Source organism: Spirosoma utsteinense (genome assembly GCF_014282275.1).
Taxonomy (GTDB): Bacteria; Bacteroidota; Bacteroidia; order Cytophagales; family Spirosomataceae; genus Spirosoma; species Spirosoma utsteinense.
In genome coordinates, this window is sequence record NZ_VFIA01000172.1 from 1 (window position 1) to 618 (window position 618).

A 618-nucleotide genomic window follows, 5' to 3' on the forward strand; every position below is an offset into this window, starting at 1 on the left:
ACTAGTGTACACTCACAAAGCACACGAACCTGGCATCAAGGAGAGAGTTATCGATATGGCCCTTAACGGAAGTGGGATTCGGGATACCGCTCGTGTGCTGAAAATAAATATGAACACCGTCATGAGTACACTAAAAAAAAGGCCACCCAAATCGTTTCGGTAAACCCAGCCTACACCGGTTCCGAAACCAAGTTGTTAATTCGCTTAGAAGCTGATGAACAGTGGTCTTACGTGCAGAAAAAGCGTAATCCGCGCTGGCTGTGGTGGGTGGAAGATCATGATACAGGTGAGGTAGTAGCGTTTTTGTTTGGTCGTCGGACGAATGAGAGTTTTGGTCGGTTGCTGGCCCTTTTAGCCCAATCGGGTATTGTCGTTAGCCGCTGGTTTACCGACTACTGGTGGGCTTACCACGATCTGTTACCGACTGTTATTCATCAGGCTGGTAAGGATCAGACCCAAAGCATTGAGCGCAAACATCTGGATCTACGAACCCGGATCAAGCGGTTAGCGCGTCGCACCATCTGTTTTTCCAAGTCGGTTTTAATGCACGACACGGTGATTGGGTTGCTGATTAACCATCTCTTTTTCAAGCTTAATATCCACTTTTAAGGCACGACC

At 47.7% G+C, this 618-nt stretch carries 2 protein-coding genes; both read left to right on the plus strand.

Annotation, left to right across the window (positions count from 1 at the left end; translation table 11 throughout):
* Positions 1 to 4 precede the first annotated feature (4 nt).
* Positions 5 to 163 carry an IS1-like element transposase gene (locus tag FH603_RS29440; protein WP_425326528.1) on the plus strand — a complete coding sequence of 53 codons (159 nt, stop codon included), beginning with the start codon at positions 5 to 7 and terminating at the stop codon, positions 161 to 163.
* A gap of 29 nt (positions 164 to 192) precedes the next feature.
* Entirely contained in the window at positions 193 to 609 is a 417-nt protein-coding gene (locus FH603_RS28330; RefSeq protein WP_186742781.1) for an IS1 family transposase, read from the plus strand.
* Positions 610 to 618: the final 9 nt, after the last annotated feature.